We start from the raw sequence: 15,003 nt of genomic DNA on the forward strand, positions 1-15,003 counted from the left end.
GGCAGACTGCTGGGATGAGTTCTACCAAGCACCGCGAGGTAGCCAAGCTCGACCGGGTCCCGTTGCCGGTCGAAGCGGCCCGCATGGCCGTGACTGGTTGGCAGGTAACCCGTACGGCCGCTCGCGTCGTCGCCAAACTGCCGGGCAAGGGCCCGCTGAACCAAAAGGTCATCAAGCAGCTCCCGCAGACGTTTGCCGAGCTGGGGCCGACGTACGTCAAGTTCGGGCAGATCATCGCGTCCAGTCCCGGCGCGTTCGGCGAGTCGCTGTCGCGTGAGTTCCGCGGCCTGCTCGACCGGGTGCCCCCCGCCGACTCCAACGAGGTGCACAAGCTGTTGGCCGAGGAGCTCGGCGGTGAGCCGTCCGAGCTGTTCGCCAAGTGGGACGAAGAGCCGTTCGCCTCGGCGTCCATCGCGCAGGTGCACTACGCCACCCTGCACACCGGCGAGGACGTCGTCGTCAAGATCCAGCGCCCGGGCATCCGCCGCCGGGTCGCCGCGGACCTGCAGATCCTGAAGCGGTTCGCCCAGGCCGTCGAGCTGGCCAAGCTGGGCCGCCGGCTGTCGGCGCAAGACGTGGTCGCCGACTTCTCCGGCAACCTGGCCGAGGAGCTGAACTTCCGGCTCGAGGCGCAGTCCATGGAGGCGTGGGTAACGCACCTGCACCCGTCACCGCTCGGCAAGAACATTCGGGTGCCGCAGGTGTTCTGGGATTTCACCAGCGACCGGGTGCTGACGATGGAGCGGGTGCACGGCATCCGCATCGACGACCTCGCCGCCATCCGCAAGGCCGGGTTCGACGGCACCGAACTGGTGAAGGCGCTGCTGTTCAGCTTGTTCGAGGGCGGGCTGCGGCACGGGCTGTTCCACGGCGATCTGCACGCGGGCAACCTGTACGTCGACGACCAGGGCCGCATTGTGTTCTTCGACTTCGGGATCATGGGCCGCATCGACCCGCGCACCCGCTGGCTGCTGCGCGAACTCGTCTACGCGCTGCTGGTGAAGAAGGACCACGCCGCGGCAGGCAAGATCGTCGTCCTGATGGGCGCCGTCGGCACCGTGAAGCCCGAGGCCGAGGCCGCCAAGGACCTGGAGCGCTTCGCCACCCCCCTGACCATGTCGACGCTGGGCGATATGTCGTACGCCGACCTCGGCAGGCAGCTGTCGACGCTGGCCGACGCCTACGACGTGAAGCTGCCCCGAGAGCTGGTGCTGATCGGCAAGCAGTTCCTCTACGTAGAGCGGTACATGAAGCTGCTGGCGCCGAAGTGGCAGATGATGTCCGACCCGCAATTGACCGGTTACTTCGCGAACTTCATGGTCGAGGTCAGCCGCGAGCACGACACCGACCTGGAGACCTAGTGCAGATCCGCACCGGCTACGCGACATCCGGGTCCGGCGACCTGAAGCTCTACTACGAGGACATGGGCGACGCCGGCGACCCGCCGGTGCTGCTGATCATGGGGCTGGGCGCCCAGCTGTTGCTGTGGCGGACCGAGTTCTGCGAGAAGCTGGTCAACCAGGGCTTTCGCGTGATCCGTTTCGACAACCGGGACATCGGGCTGTCCAGCAAGAGCGAGCGCCGCAGCTCCGGGCAGCCGCTGGTGATCCGGCTGCTCCGGTCCTTCGTCGGGCTGCCCAGCCGGGCCGCCTACACGCTCGAGGACATGGCCGGCGACGCCGCGGCCGTGCTGGATCACCTCAACATCGAGGCCGCCCACATCGTCGGGGCGTCGATGGGCGGCATGATCGCGCAGGCCTTTGCCGGGCAGTTCATCGAGCGCACCAAATCGCTGGGAATCCTTTTCTCGAGCAACAATTCGGCCCTCCTGCCGCCGCCGGCTCCCCGTGCGTTGCTATCGCTGCTGATCGGTCCGCCACCGGACTCGCCGCGCGACGTCATCCTGGACAACGCGGTGCGGGTCAGCCGGATCATCGGCAGCCCGGGCTACCGCATCCCCGAAGAGCAGGTCCGCGCCGAGGCCGCCGAGGGCTACGACCGCAACTACTACCCGCAGGGCATCGCCCGCCAGTTCGCCGCGATCCTGGCCAGCGGCAGCCTGACGCACCACGACCGGCGCATCGCCGCGCCGACGGTCGTGATCCACGGCCGCGCGGACAAGCTGATGCGTCCGTTCGGGGGCCGCGCGATCGCGCGCGCAATCGACGGCGCACGATTGGTGTTATTCGACGGGATGGGTCATGATCTGCCAGAGCAGGTTTGGGACCGGGTGGTCGGCGTATTGACAGGCAATTTCGCCGCAGCCGGCTGACCAGAGTCGAGCGGACGGCTTTGGCATCAGCAATCAAGTCGCACATTTCCCGCGGGGTCTGACGGGGTTGTAGCGTTATTTCTGGGAGGATCTTGTGGTGGCCGAGTTGAGACCGTATTTCGAAGAGTCGCAGGCGACCTACGACATCTCAGACGAGTTCTTTGCGCTCTTCTTGGACCCCAACATGGTCTACACCTGCGCGTACTTCGAGCGCGACGACATGACGCTGGAAGAGGCGCAGCTCGCCAAATTGGATCTGGCCTTCCAGAAGCTGAATCTCGAGCCCGGGATGACGCTGCTCGACGTCGGATGCGGGTGGGGCGGCGCGGTGGTTCGGGCGCTGCAGAAGTATGACGTCAACGTCATCGGTATCACGCTCAGCCGCAATCACTATGAGCTCAGCAAAGCCAGGCTGGCCAAGGTTCCCACGAACCGCCGCGCTGAGGCACGGCTGCAGGGCTGGGAGGAATTCGACGAGAAGGTCGACCGCATCGTCAGCTTCGAGGCCTTCGACGCGTTCAAAAAGGAACGCTATCCCGTGTTCTTCGACCGCGCCTACGAGATCCTTCCCGACGACGGCCGGATGTTGCTGCACTCCATATTCACCCAACCGCAGACGTACTGGCGCGAGCACGGCATCACGGTGACCATGAGCGATCTGCGGTTCTTTCAGTTCCTTGCGAAGGAAATCTTCCCCGGCGGCGGGATGTGTGGCGAGCCCGATATCCGGGATTATTCACAGGCCAGCGGGTTCTCGATCGAGAACGTTCAATCGCTCCAGTCGCATTACCCGCGGACGCTGGACACCTGGGCGGCCAATCTGGAGGCCAATCGCGACCGCGCTATTGAAATCCAGTCCGAAGAGGTCTACGACCGCTACATGCGTTACTTGATCGGCTGCGCGGGCCTGTTCCGCAAGGGCCTGTCCGACGTCGCACAATTCACCCTGACGAAGTAATCACCGTGTCCCGGACCGCGAGCCGCGGTCGCGGCGCGGTGATGCGGCGAGGAAGGCAGTATCGCCCGTGGCCAAGAAGCTGACGCCCCACTTCGCCGACGTGCAGGCGCACTACGACCTCTCCGACGAGTTCTTCCGGCTCTTCCTCGATCCGACCCAGACCTACAGTTGCGCGTATTTCGAGCGCGACGACATGACGCTGGAAGAGGCGCAGCTCGCCAAGATCGACCTCGCGCTGGGCAAGCTGGGCCTGCAGCCCGGCATGACGCTGCTCGACGTCGGCTGCGGCTGGGGCGCCACCATGCGGCGCGCCATCGAGAAGTACGACGTGAACGTCGTGGGCCTGACGTTGTCGAAGAATCAGGCCGCGCACGTGCAGAAGTCGTTCGACGAGGTGGACAGCCCGCGCAGCAAGCAGGTTCTGCTGAATGGCTGGGAGCAGTTCGACCAGCCCGTCGACCGGATCGTGTCGATCGGCGCCTTCGAGCATTTCGGCCACGATCGCTACGACGACTTCTTCACGATGGCCTCTCACGTGCTGCCGGCCGACGGCGTGATGTTGCTGCACACGATCACCGGGCTGACAGGGACGCAGTGCATCCAGCGCGGCATCCCGCTCACGTTCGACATGGCACGGTTCATCAAGTTCATCGTCACCGAGATCTTCCCGGGCGGGCGGCTGCCGTCGATCGAGATGGTCGGCCAGCGCTCGGCGGCGGTCGGCTTCCGGCTGACTCGGCGCCAGTCGCTGCAGCCGCATTACGCCAGGACCCTGGACCTGTGGGCCGCGGCCCTCGAGGCAAACAAGGACGAGGCCATCGCGATCCAATCCGAAGAGGTCTACGAGCGCTACATGAAGTACCTGACGGGCTGCGCGAACGCGTTCCGGATCGGATATATCGACGTCAACCAGTTCACGCTGGAGAAGTAGCGCAGCTGCGTCTGATTCGGGATCGCGACCGAGCCCGACATGCCGTGCCCATGCCATGACGGGCGGCGCGGCGACGTTTTTACTAAAATGCCAACTGATCGAATTCGCCGTGGGGGCAGCCGGAGTGCCAGTGGGTCAGCCGCCGCGAAAGTACGCCTAGTACGGACATGGACATGGACACTCTCGACGTCGTCATCGTAGGTGCGGGTTTCGGTGGCATCGGCGCTGCCATCCAGCTCAAGCGGCTCGGATACGAAAAGATCGTCATTCTCGATCGCGAGGCCGACCTGGGTGGGACCTGGCACGTCAACAGCTACCCCGGGCTGGCCGTCGACATTCCGGCCACCACCTATTCGTACTGGTTTGAGCCCAATCCGCACTGGTCGCGGCTGTTCCCGCCGGGCGCCGAGCTGCAGCGGTATGCCGACAACGTCGCCAACAAGTACGACGTGCACCGCTACATGCGGTTCAACTCGACGGTCGAGTGCGCCCGCTGGGACGAGGACGAGCGGTTGTGGCAGGTGACGCTGGCGGACGGCGAAAGCCTCAAGACACGCTTCCTGATCACCGCGACCGGCTTGCTGTCACAACCGAAGGCACCGGACATCCCCGGGCTCGAGAGCTTCGCGGGCAAAGTCATCTACACCATGGCGTGGGATCACAGCCACGACCTCAGCGGGCATCGCGTCGGAATCATCGGCACCGGTGCGACCGCCGTGCAGTTGATCCCCGAACTGGCCGCCAAGGCGGCCGACCTGACCGTGTACCAACGCACCGCGACACATGTGATCCCCAAGATCGACATGAAGATCCCAGTCTGGCTGCAATGGATCTTCGCCCAGGTACCCCTGGTGCAGCGGTTCTTCCGCCTGATGACCGACGCCCTTTTCGAGCTGGCGTTGGCCACCGCGCTGCACCACAAAGGGCTCCGGCGCCTCGACATCGCCATGGCCGACCTCGCCAAGATCAACCGCTTCATCGCGATCCGCGACAAGGAACTGCGTCGCAAACTCACTCCCGACTACGACTTCGGCTGTAAGCGGCCCACGTGGTCCAGCAACTATTACCCCACCCTGACCAAGCCGCATGTGCATCTGGAGACCAACAGCATCCAACGGATCGAGCCCGACGGCATCGTCACCGCCGACGGGCACAAGACCGTCATCGACACCCTGGTGCTGGCCACCGGTTTCGATCTCTGGGACGCCAACTTCCCCGCCATCGAAGTGATCGGGCGCAAGGGCCGCAACCTGGGAAAGTGGTGGCGCGAGAACACGTTTCAGGCGTACCAGGGCGTATCGATTCCGTACTTCCCGAACTACATCGCCATGTGCGGTCCCTACCACTTCTCCGGCTTTTCCTACTTCAACAGCATCGAGTACCAGATGCGGCACATAGACCGACTGTTCGGAGAACTTCGGCGCACCGGAGCAACCGAATTCGAGGTGACCGAGGAAGCGAATGCGCTGTTCAAGGAGCGGGTGGGCAAGCTCCTCGAGAAGTCTCTCTTCACCCTTGGCGAGTGCACCAACTCGCGGTCTTACTACTTCAACCCCGACGGCGAGGCGACGCTGCTGCGGCCCACGTCGACGCGCAACGCGATCCGGGAGGGGTCACGATTCCCATTGAGCGATTACCGGTTTCGCTGACCGGATGAGTGGCCGGCGCACAGCAACTGATAGCCGCCGGTCTCCGATCGAGAAAAACGGCGGGGCTCGCTCTCAAATACGGGAGATGAGCCGGGACCGGTGTAGGGTCGCCGGGATGGTTGCCTTGCGAGGGTGCCAAACCTAGCGGGGGGACATTATGTCCAGCAGTTCAGCCCAGATCACGAAAACCAACGTCGACGACGTCCGAGCCCATTACGACCTGTCCAACGAGTTCTTCGCATTGTTCGTGGACCCCAGCCGGACGTACAGCTGCGCCTACTTTCCGCGCGAGGGCATGACGCTGCAGGAAGCGCAGCTCGCGAAGATCGATCTGTCGCTGGACAAGCTCAAGCTAGAGCCGGGGATGACCCTGCTCGATGTCGGTTGTGGCTGGGGCTCGGTGATGAAGCGCGCCGTCGAGAGGTACGACGTCAACGTCATCGGGCTGACGCTGTCCAAGAACCAGCACGCCTATTGCCAGCAGGTGCTCGACGGTATCGAATCGGCTCGCTCACGACGGGTGCTGCTGAGCGACTGGGCGGACTTCACCGATACGGCCGACCGCATTGTGGTCATCGAGGCGCTGGAGCACTTCGGCTACCACCGCTACGACGACTTCTTCAAATTCGCCTACACCGCAATGCCCATCGACGGGGTGATGCTGCTGCACTCGATCACCGGGCTGCACGGAAAGCAAGCGATCGAGCGCGGCATACCGGTGACGATGGAGATGGCCCGCTTCATCAGGTTCCTCGTCACCGAGATCTTTCCGGGCGGGCGGGTGCCGATGATCGAAAGGGTCGAGGAGCACAGCGCCAAGGCGGGTTTCAACGTGACCCGCATCCAGTCGCTGCAGCCCGACTTCGTCAGGACCCTCGACCTGTGGTCCGAAGCCCTCGAGGCACACAAAGACGAAGCCATCGAGATCCAGTCAGAAGAGGTGTACGAGCGGTACATGAAGTTCCTCGCCGGCTGCGCGAAGGGCTTCCGGGTGGGGTATGTCGACTGCAATCAGTTCACCCTGGAAAAGTAAGGTTTCGTCGGGGGAAGTAGGGTGCTTTAGGGTGTTTTCAGCAGTCAGTTCAGGGGAGCAAGTCAACGATGAGTGAGCAACCGAGCAGTTCGACGAAGATCCGGACACGCTCCGAAGACATCCAGGCGCATTACGACGTCTCCGACGACTTCTTCGGCCTGTTCCAGGACCCGTCGCGGATCTACAGCTGCGCCTACTTCGAGCCGCCGGACCTGACCCTCGAAGAGGCCCAGTACGCCAAGATCGACCTCAACCTGGACCAGCTGGACCTCAAGCCGGGCATGACGCTGCTGGACATCGGGTGCGGGTGGGGCACCACCATGAAGCGCGCCGTTGAGAAGTACGACGTCAACGTCATCGGCCTGACGCTGTCCAAGAACCAGCACGCCCGGGCCGAGCAGCTGCTGGCCGGCGTCGACACCGATCGCACTCGTCAGGTGCGGCTGCAGAACTGGGAGGACTTCACCGAGCCCGTCGACCGCATCGTGTCGATCGAGGCATTCGAGCATTTCGGGCACGAGAACTACGACGACTTCTTCAAGCGGACGTTCAACATCATGCCCGAGGACGGTCGGATGACCGTCCAGAGCAGCGTCAGCTACCACCCGTTCGACATGGCCGCTCGCGGCAAGAAGCTGACGTTCGAAACGGCGCGGTTCATCAAGTTCATCGTCACCGAAATCTTCCCGGGCGGCCGGTTGCCGACCACGGGCATGATGGTGGAGCACGGCGAGAAGGCGGGTTTCACTGTGCCCGAACCGCTTTCGCTGCGTCCGCACTACATCAAGACGCTGCACATCTGGGGCGACACGCTCGAGTCGAACCGGGACAAGGCCATCGAGGTCACCTCTGAAGAGGTCTACGACCGCTACATGAAGTACCTGCGCGGCTGTGAGCACTACTTCAGCGACGAGATGCTCGACGTCAGCCTCGTCACCTACCTCAAGCCGGGCGCCTCGAAGTAGTCTGCACGCCCGTGTCGGATTAGGGCTGCGCCGTTCGTCGAATGGGTAGAGAGTGGAGCGCGAGGCTTCGCTCACGACCGGAGGTGACGAACATGCAGTACTTCGCGTTGTTGATCAGTAAGGAACAAGACCGCACGCCCGACGATGCGGCCGCCTCGATGGCCGCATGGGAGAGCTTCCACGCCAAGGCCGGACCGGCGATCAAGTCCGGCGACGCGCTGGCACCGGCCGCCACCGCCGCAGTGATCACCGGCGGCCCGGATGCGCCGATGGTCACCGACGGCCCCTTCGCCGAGGCCGCCGAGGTGGCCTGCGGCTACTACGTGTTCGAGGCGGAAAACCTCGACGAGGCGCTGGCGCTGGCCCGCGACATCCCGCTCGCCACGTTCGGCGCGGTCGAAGTGTGGCCCGCGGTCCACTCAATTGAGCTGTCCCGCAAGCTGACCGGCAACGACTGGCTCGCGCTGCTGCTGGAGCCGCCCGCCACCGCCCACACGCCGGGCACGCCGGAATGGGAAGCCGTCGCCGCGAAGCACGCGGAGCTGCACGCGGCCGCAGGCGATCACATCGTCGGCGGCGCCGCGCTGCACGACCGGACCACGGCGACGACCCTGCGGGTGCGCGACGGCGAGGTCCTGATCACCGACGGGCCGTATGTCGAAGGCGCCGAGATCGCCACCGGGATCTATCTGCTCGGTGCGGCGGATCGCGACGAGGCCATCAAGATCGCATCGATGATCCCCGCCTCGACGGTGCAGGTTCGCCAGCTGGCCGGAGTCTCGGCGCTCTAACGACCCGATGACCAACCTGGACGGCGTCTTCCGTCGGGAATGGGGCCCCACCGTCGCCGCGCTCGCGCGGTGGTCGGGCGACCTCACCGTCGCCGAGGACGCCGTCCAGGAGGCCTGCGCCGAGGCGCTGCGCAGCTGGCCGGGCGACGGCATACCCGACAACCCCGGTGGGTGGCTGATGACCGTCGCCCGTAACCGCGCCCGCGATCGGCTGCGCCGCGAAAGTGTCCGTCCCGGAAAGGAATTGGCTGCCTTGAAAAGCTATCTGGACGACATCAGGGCACGCACCGACCGTTCCGACCCGCACCCGGTGCGCGATGACGAACTGCGGATGATGTTCACCTGCGCGCATCCCGCGCTGGACCGGCCGTCGCAACTGGCGCTCACACTGCGGCTGGTGTCCGGCTTGACCGTCGCCGAGATCGCCCGCGCGCTGCTGCAGGCGGACGCGGCCATCGGCCAGCGAATCACGCGCGCCAAGAACAAGATTCGGCACGCCAACATCCCGCTGCGGGTGCCCCCCGCCGAGCTGTTGGCGGAGCGGACGCCGCACGTGCTCGGCTGCATCTACTCGGTCTTCACCGAGGGCTATTGGTCGACGGCGGGCCCGTCGGCGATCCGTGATGAACTGTGCGACGAGGGAATTCGGCTGGCCGTCGAGTTGTGCGCGCTGATGCCCGACGAGCGAGAAGCGCATGCCCTGGCGGCGTTGATGCTGCTGCATGATTCGCGACGGGCGACGCGGATGGATGACGCGGGGATGCTGGTGCCGCTCGAGGAGCAGGACCGCGGCAAGTGGGACCGGGGCCGCATAGCCCGCGGGCTGGACCGGCTGCGCCGGGCGCAGGGGTCGCCGGGCCCCTACCTGCCCCAAGCGGTGATCGCCGCGCTGCACGCGACCGCGCCGACCTGGGAGCAGACCGACTGGGTCACCATCTGTGCGGCCTACGACCGGCTGGTCGGGCTGACCAAGTCGCCGGTGGCGCGCGCCAACCGCGCGCTGGCGCTGGGCCTGCGCGACGGCCCGGAGGTCGGCCTGGCGGCCCTGGACACCGTGGCGAGTGACCCGCGGTTGGCCCGCTCCAATCTGGTCGCCACCGTGCGCGCGGACCTGCTGCGGCGGGCGGGGCCCCCCGCCGACGCCGCCGCCTGGTACCAAATAGCGTTGGACGCAGGCGGTTCCGAACCCGGCCGCGCGTTCCTGCGGCGTCGCATCGACGAATGCACCGCCGGCGCATAGCCCACCCCGGGACGCCCGTTCGACCGCCGAAGGATCATCCTCCCGGCTCACGTATGTTAGGTTAGCCTTACCATATTATTCGGTCGATTGGACGAGGTCTCGCGACGAGGGGAGCAGCATGACCGCCCACTCCGACTTCTCGCTGATCGTGGGCTTCGGCAGCGATATGGGCAACGCCGAAGACGCCGCGATGACGTTCGCCGAGGCCTGCCAGGAGGCCCTCGGCGTTGCGGCCGAGGCGATCGAACTCAACCAGGTCGAACTCGCCGAGCTGCAGGCGGCGACCCACCTCGTGGTGGTCACCTCGACATTCGGCGAGGGCGAATTTCCCGACAACGCCCTGGTGTTCTGGGAGGCGATCAGCGCCGAATCGGCCGATCGCCTCGAGCATTTGAAGTTCGCGGTGCTCTCCCTCGGCGATAGCAGCTACGACCTGTTCTGCAACGCCGGCCGGCTCCTGGACGAACGCCTCGAGGCGCTGGGCGCCACCCGGCTGACCGACCGCGTCGACGTGGACGGCCTCTACACCCAGGCGGCCGCGGCCTGGACCACCGATGTCGTCAAGGTGGTGGCCGAGCACGTCAAACCCTCCCCGACGGTTGTCGCGACCGCGCCCGTCACGTCGCCGGCGGACGCCGACCCGCCGAGCCGCGACCGCAATCTCCCGTTCGACGCCCGCATCGTCGTCAACCGCATCCTCACCGCGGCCGGCTCCGACAAGGAGGTTCGCCACTACGAGGTAGACCTCACGGGCGCTGAAATCTCTTACAGCGCAGGCGATTCCATCGCCGTACATGCCAGCAACGACCCCGCCCTGATCGACGCGATCCTGACCGAACTCGGTGTCGGCCCCGATCATGCCGTCCTGGACCATGACGAACCGCTCGGCGTCCTGCTCGCGCATCGGCTGGAGATCCGCGCGCCGTCGCGGGCGCTGCGGGCGCTGGCGGCGACGCGCACGCGCGACTCGGACGCGGCCGCCGCGCTCACCGCCGAGGCCGTCGCCGCGCCCGGTTCGTGGCTGTACGGCAAGGACGTGCTCGACCTGATCAGGCTCGGCGAGCTGACCGTGGACGAGGTCGTCGACACCCTGCGACCGCTGCAGTTTCGCGACTACTCGATCGCCTCGAGCCCGCTGGTGCACCCCGACCACGTCCACCTGACGGTGGCGACGGTGCGCTACAGCTCCGCCGACCGTTCGCACGGCGGGGTCGCCTCGACATTTTTGGCGGACCGCGGCGATGCGGTGCGGGTGCACCTGCGGCCCAACCATTCTTTCCGGCTGCCCGCCGACGACGTGCCGATCATCATGATCGGCCCGGGGACCGGCATCGCGCCGTTCCGGGGCTTCCTGCAGGAACGCCAGGCCACCACGGCGCCGGGACGATCATGGCTGTTTTTCGGCGAGCGGCGCCGGGCCGGCAGCTTCCTCTACGCCGACGAACTCGAAGGCTTCCTCGGTTCGGGTGCGCTGACGCGACTCGATCTAGCGTTCTCCCGCGACGCCGACCCGAAACAGTATGTGCAGCATCGCATCTGGGAGCGGTCGAAGGAGCTGTTCGACTGGCTCGAGGCCGGCGCGCACGTGTATGTGTGCGGCGACGCCGAGCGCATGGCCAAGGACGTAGATGGCACCCTGCGCGGCCTGGTGGCCGAGCGCGGCGGGATGGATGCGGATGCCGCGCACGCGTACGTCAACGAACTCATCAAGAGCCACCGCTACGTGCGCGACGTCTACTAGCCGCCGGTTGATCGGGTCGCCGCAGCACGGCACCCCCGGCGGATTACGCCTCCGCGAAGTTCCGCGTGACGGACGGGTCCACCGGAATGCCCGGGCCCGTGGTCGTCGACACGGTGATCTTCTTCAGGTAGCGACCCTTCGACGACGACGGCTTGAGCCGCAGCACCTCGTCGAGCGCGGCGCCGTAGTTCTCCGCGAGGCTCTTCTCGTCGAACGACGCCTTGCCGATCACGAAGTGCAGGTTGGCCTGCTTGTCGATGCGGAAGTTGATCTTGCCGCCCTTGATGTCCGAGACGGCCTTGGCGACGTCGGGCGTGACGGTGCCGGTCTTGGGGTTCGGCATCAGGCCGCGCGGGCCCAGCACGCGGGCGATACGACCGACCTTGGCCATCTGGTCCGGGGTCGCGATCGCGGCGTCGAATTCCAGCCAGCCGCCCTGGATCTTCTCGATCAGGTCGTCACTGCCGACGACGTCGGCACCGGCCGCGGTGGCCTGCTCGGCCTTGTCGCCGACGGCGAACACCACGACGCGGGCGGTCTTACCGGTGCCATGCGGCAGGTTGACCGTGCCGCGGACCATCTGGTCGGCCTTGCGCGGGTCGATGCCCAGCCGGATCGCCACCTCGACGGTCGCGTCCTGCTTGGTCGACGACGTCTCCTTGGCGAGCTTGGCCGCCTCCAGCGGGGTGTAGAGGTTGTCGCGGTCCACCTTTTCGGAGGCGGCGCGGTATGCCTTGCTGTTCTTGCTCACTTGCTAATCCAATCTGTGTTGGGTCGTGGTTAGCGGGCCGAAGCTGGCCCTCCCACGGTTTGGGGTTATTCGTACCTATTCGACGGTGATGCCCATCGACCGGGCGGTTCCGGCGATGATCTTGGCGGCAGCGTCGATGTCGTTGGCGTTGAGGTCAGACTTCTTGGTCTCGGCGATCTCCTTGACCTGATCCCACGTGACCTTGGCGACCTTGGTCTTGTGCGGTTCGGCCGAACCCTTGCCAACGCCGGCGGCCTTGAGCAGCAGCTTGGCCGCGGGCGGCGTCTTGAGTGCGAAGGTGAAGCTGCGGTCCTCGTAGACGGTGATCTCCACCGGGATCACCTGACCGCGCTGGGACTCCGTCGCGGCGTTGTACGCCTTGCAGAACTCCATGATGTTGACGCCGTGCTGGCCGAGCGCGGGCCCGACCGGCGGCGCAGGGTTGGCCTGCCCCGCCTGGATCTGAAGCTTGATCAGCCCAACGACTTTCTTCTTCGGGGCCATGAGATTTGTGCGTTCCTTCCTGGGTTTTCTAAATCTTGGAGACTTGAGTAAAGGTCAGTTCGACCGGCGTTTCACGGCCGAAGATCGACACCAGCACCTTGAGCTTCTGCTGCTCGGCGTTGATCTCGTTGATCGTGGCGGGCAGCGTGGCGAACGGTCCGTCCATGACCGTCACCGATTCGCCGACCTCGTACTCGACGTCGATAACCGGACGCTCGACGCCACCCGTTTCGGCGGCGGCCGCGCTGGTGGCCGCGCCCTTGGCCGGCTTCTTCGCCGCCGCGGGCGGCAGCAGGAACTTCACCACGTCGTCGAGCGCAAGCGCGGACGGGCGCGAGGTCGCGCCGACGAATCCGGTGACGCCCGGGGTGTTGCGCACCGCGGACCAGGAGTCGTCGGTCAAGTCCATGCGCACCAGGATGTAACCGGGCAGCACCTTGCGATTGACCAGCTTGCGCTGGCCGTTCTTGATCTCGGTGACCTCTTCGGTGGGCACTTCCACCTGGAAGATGTAGTCACCGACGTCCAGGTTCTGCACACGGGTTTCGAGGTTGGCCTTGACCTTGTTCTCGTATCCCGCATAGGAGTGGATGACGTACCAGTCGCCGGGCCTGCTGCGCAGGTCGGCCTTCAGCGCGGCGGCGGGGTCTTCCTCCTCGGCCTCCTCGGCCGGCTCTGCGGCTGCCTCAGTCGGCTCTGCAGCTGCATCGGCCGGCTCTGCGGCGGCTTCGGCCGACTCGGGCGCTGCTGAGGTATCGGCCGCCTCGGCGGCCTCCTCCACGTCGACCGCCTCACCCGCGGACGGTTCACCGTCGAAGGTAGTCACGGTTTTCAGTCCTCTCTGTTACTTGCACAAGCTCAGCCGAACACCAACAGGACCAGCTTGGTCAGGCCCAGATCGGCGAGCCCGACCAGCGCCACCATGAAGGCCAGGAAGGCCAGCACCACCGAGGTGTAGGTGAGCATCTGTTTGCGGTTCGGCCAAATCACCTTCCGCATCTCTGCAACGACTTGCTTGATGTAGTTGAAGACGAATGCGAACGGGTTCGCCCGACGGTCGCCGGCTTTCTTCGGCTTCTTGGCCCGCTTGGCCGTCGGGGCCTTCTTGGCCCTGTCCTCCTTGGCGGACTCCACGTCGTCCGACGCGTCGTCGTCGGCCTCTGCCGTGCGCTGCCGAGACCGCTTGCCCGTCGGGCGCTGCGGCCGCGTCACCACGGCAGTACGACCACCGCTCTCGCGGCTTTCCTCGGCGTCGCCGCCGTCGCTTGCGGCGTCGTTGGCAACATCGCCTTCGTCGCTCACCGCACGCTCCTTTGTTCGCTAGCTTTATCCCGCGATCCGTGCCGGGCTGTCGGGCACCTCAGTGTCCAGCATGGCACGTAATCATTGTCCGCCTTCTCGTCAGGCCGGTTGGGGCCTGCATCGTCGTCGGACGTGCGCTTCTGCAGGGGCGACAGGACTTGAACCTGCAACCTGCGGTTTTGGAGACCGCTGCTCTGCCAGTTGAGCTACGCCCCTTCGCGGTTGGCAGGCCAACCTGCGCTTACCTACCGGGGCCTACATGACGCGCGCGCTCCCCGTTCGGTGATGGCCGAACCGGACAGCGCGCTGTAATGGGAAAACCCCGAGGTCCGAGTGTACATCGGTGCAGGAGTCAGATACTAATTACGCGGTTCTGACGATCTGCCCGGTTTCCTTGTCCCATCTGAGCTGGATGGAGTCGTCACCCTCGTGTCCCATCAGGGTGGTAGAGGCGCTCAGAACGACCTCGCCGTTTTGGTCCGTGCACGTGTTCTTCGTGACGACGATGTCGGCGCCGAAGCGCTCGTTCACGGACTCGACGGTCATGCGGCCGAACAGTCTGTCACCGACAAGAAGGGGCTTGTGGTAGACGAACTGCTGGTCGACCTGGACGATCTGCATGGTCTCCATGCCCAGGTCGACGTTGCGGAAGAAGTCGTCCTGGATGATTTTCGCGAGGATCGACACGTACGTCAGCGGCGCCACAATGCCTTGGTAACCCAGTTCGGCGGCGGCCGCCTCGTCGAAGTGCGCGGGATGCTCGCACTTCGATGCCCGCGCGAAGGCGCGCACCTGCTCGCGTCCGATCTCGAAGTAGTCCGGGTACACCCAGCTCATCCCGCGAATATCGTTTTTGAGCGCCATGG

The 15,003-nt window shown here is 65.5% G+C and carries 15 protein-coding genes and 1 tRNA gene; 10 read left to right on the plus strand and 6 right to left on the minus strand.

Annotated features, from left to right (window positions below; translation table 11 throughout):
* The first annotated feature begins 14 nt into the window (after positions 1–14).
* The 10 genes from MRAB57_RS03555 to MRAB57_RS03600 all read left to right on the plus strand — a co-directional run bounded on the left by MRAB57_RS03555 (position 15) and on the right by MRAB57_RS03600 (position 11,580).
* Complete coding sequence (locus tag MRAB57_RS03555; protein ID WP_077086331.1) at positions 15–1,361, plus strand: ABC1 kinase family protein; 1,347 nt, start codon at positions 15–17, stop codon at positions 1,359–1,361.
* Positions 1,361–2,272 carry an alpha/beta fold hydrolase gene (locus MRAB57_RS03560; protein ID WP_077086332.1) on the plus strand — a complete coding sequence of 304 codons (912 nt, stop codon included), beginning with the start codon at positions 1,361–1,363 and terminating at the stop codon, positions 2,270–2,272. The genes MRAB57_RS03555 and MRAB57_RS03560 overlap by 1 nt, the downstream gene beginning before the upstream one ends.
* A 97-nt stretch (positions 2,273–2,369) precedes the next feature.
* The gene (locus tag MRAB57_RS03565) at positions 2,370–3,230 is read left to right on the plus strand and encodes a cyclopropane mycolic acid synthase family methyltransferase (protein ID WP_077090366.1); all 861 of its coding nucleotides are present in this window, start codon (positions 2,370–2,372) and stop codon (positions 3,228–3,230) included.
* A gap of 67 nt (positions 3,231–3,297) precedes the next feature.
* Positions 3,298–4,161: a cyclopropane mycolic acid synthase family methyltransferase gene (locus tag MRAB57_RS03570; RefSeq protein ID WP_077086333.1), complete on the plus strand. Its 864-nt coding sequence runs from the start codon at positions 3,298–3,300 to the stop codon at positions 4,159–4,161.
* A gap of 167 nt (positions 4,162–4,328) precedes the next feature.
* Positions 4,329–5,810, plus strand: coding sequence for a flavin-containing monooxygenase (locus tag MRAB57_RS03575; protein ID WP_077086334.1), 1,482 nt, complete (start codon positions 4,329–4,331; stop codon positions 5,808–5,810).
* Between the two features lie 157 nt (positions 5,811–5,967).
* Positions 5,968–6,843, plus strand: a complete 876-nt coding sequence (locus MRAB57_RS03580; protein WP_077086336.1) for a cyclopropane mycolic acid synthase family methyltransferase — start codon at positions 5,968–5,970, stop codon at positions 6,841–6,843.
* Between the two features lie 68 nt (positions 6,844–6,911).
* Positions 6,912–7,808, plus strand: a complete 897-nt coding sequence (gene mmaA4, locus MRAB57_RS03585; protein ID WP_077086337.1) for a hydroxymycolate synthase MmaA4 — start codon at positions 6,912–6,914, stop codon at positions 7,806–7,808.
* Between the two features lie 92 nt (positions 7,809–7,900).
* Positions 7,901–8,599: a YciI family protein gene (locus MRAB57_RS03590; RefSeq protein ID WP_077090367.1), complete on the plus strand. Its 699-nt coding sequence runs from the start codon at positions 7,901–7,903 to the stop codon at positions 8,597–8,599.
* 7 nt (positions 8,600–8,606) lie between these two features.
* Positions 8,607–9,839 carry an RNA polymerase sigma factor gene (locus MRAB57_RS03595; RefSeq protein ID WP_077086339.1) on the plus strand — a complete coding sequence of 411 codons (1,233 nt, stop codon included), beginning with the start codon at positions 8,607–8,609 and terminating at the stop codon, positions 9,837–9,839.
* A 118-nt stretch (positions 9,840–9,957) separates the two neighbouring features.
* Positions 9,958–11,580, plus strand: a complete 1,623-nt coding sequence (locus tag MRAB57_RS03600; protein ID WP_077086340.1) for a diflavin oxidoreductase — start codon at positions 9,958–9,960, stop codon at positions 11,578–11,580.
* A 43-nt stretch (positions 11,581–11,623) separates the two neighbouring features.
* On the opposite strand, the gene rplA is transcribed toward MRAB57_RS03600, so the two are convergent.
* From rplA to hadC, 6 genes are all read right to left on the minus strand, one after another.
* Complete coding sequence (rplA, locus tag MRAB57_RS03605; protein ID WP_077086341.1) at positions 11,624–12,331, minus strand: 50S ribosomal protein L1; 708 nt, start codon at positions 12,329–12,331, stop codon at positions 11,624–11,626.
* Between the two features lie 75 nt (positions 12,332–12,406).
* Positions 12,407–12,835: a 50S ribosomal protein L11 gene (rplK, locus tag MRAB57_RS03610; protein WP_077086342.1), complete on the minus strand. Its 429-nt coding sequence runs from the start codon at positions 12,833–12,835 to the stop codon at positions 12,407–12,409.
* Positions 12,836–12,863: 28 nt separating this feature from the next.
* Complete coding sequence (nusG, locus tag MRAB57_RS03615) at positions 12,864–13,661, minus strand: transcription termination/antitermination protein NusG (RefSeq protein WP_077086343.1); 798 nt, start codon at positions 13,659–13,661, stop codon at positions 12,864–12,866.
* 32 nt (positions 13,662–13,693) lie between these two features.
* Positions 13,694–14,137, minus strand: a complete 444-nt coding sequence (secE, locus tag MRAB57_RS03620) for a preprotein translocase subunit SecE (RefSeq protein WP_077086344.1) — start codon at positions 14,135–14,137, stop codon at positions 13,694–13,696.
* A 143-nt stretch (positions 14,138–14,280) separates the two neighbouring features.
* Positions 14,281–14,353: transfer RNA gene (locus MRAB57_RS03625), tRNA-Trp, on the minus strand.
* A 147-nt stretch (positions 14,354–14,500) separates the two neighbouring features.
* Positions 14,501–15,001, minus strand: coding sequence for a (3R)-hydroxyacyl-ACP dehydratase subunit HadC (gene hadC / locus MRAB57_RS03630; protein WP_077086345.1), 501 nt, complete (start codon positions 14,999–15,001; stop codon positions 14,501–14,503).
* Positions 15,002–15,003: the final 2 nt, after the last annotated feature.

It is taken from the genome of Mycobacterium rhizamassiliense (assembly GCF_900157375.1).
GTDB lineage: Bacteria > Actinomycetota > Actinomycetes > Mycobacteriales > Mycobacteriaceae > Mycobacterium > Mycobacterium rhizamassiliense.

What these genes read in the sequence shown, in the direction of transcription:
- rplK (WP_077086342.1), bottom strand. Translation starts at nt 12,835, where the DNA reads ATGGCCCCGAAGAAGAAAGTCGTTGGGCTGATCAAGCTTCAGATCCAG.
- MRAB57_RS03590 (WP_077090367.1), top strand. Translation starts at nt 7,901, where the DNA reads ATGCAGTACTTCGCGTTGTTGATCAGTAAGGAACAAGACCGCACGCCC.
- MRAB57_RS03555 (WP_077086331.1), top strand. Translation starts at nt 15, where the DNA reads ATGAGTTCTACCAAGCACCGCGAGGTAGCCAAGCTCGACCGGGTCCCG.
- MRAB57_RS03580 (WP_077086336.1), top strand. Translation starts at nt 5,968, where the DNA reads ATGTCCAGCAGTTCAGCCCAGATCACGAAAACCAACGTCGACGACGTC.
- hadC (WP_077086345.1), bottom strand. Translation starts at nt 15,001, where the DNA reads ATGGCGCTCAAAAACGATATTCGCGGGATGAGCTGGGTGTACCCGGAC.
- MRAB57_RS03595 (WP_077086339.1), top strand. Translation starts at nt 8,607, where the DNA reads ATGACCAACCTGGACGGCGTCTTCCGTCGGGAATGGGGCCCCACCGTC.
- mmaA4 (WP_077086337.1), top strand. Translation starts at nt 6,912, where the DNA reads ATGAGTGAGCAACCGAGCAGTTCGACGAAGATCCGGACACGCTCCGAA.
- MRAB57_RS03575 (WP_077086334.1), top strand. Translation starts at nt 4,329, where the DNA reads ATGGACATGGACACTCTCGACGTCGTCATCGTAGGTGCGGGTTTCGGT.
- MRAB57_RS03600 (WP_077086340.1), top strand. Translation starts at nt 9,958, where the DNA reads ATGACCGCCCACTCCGACTTCTCGCTGATCGTGGGCTTCGGCAGCGAT.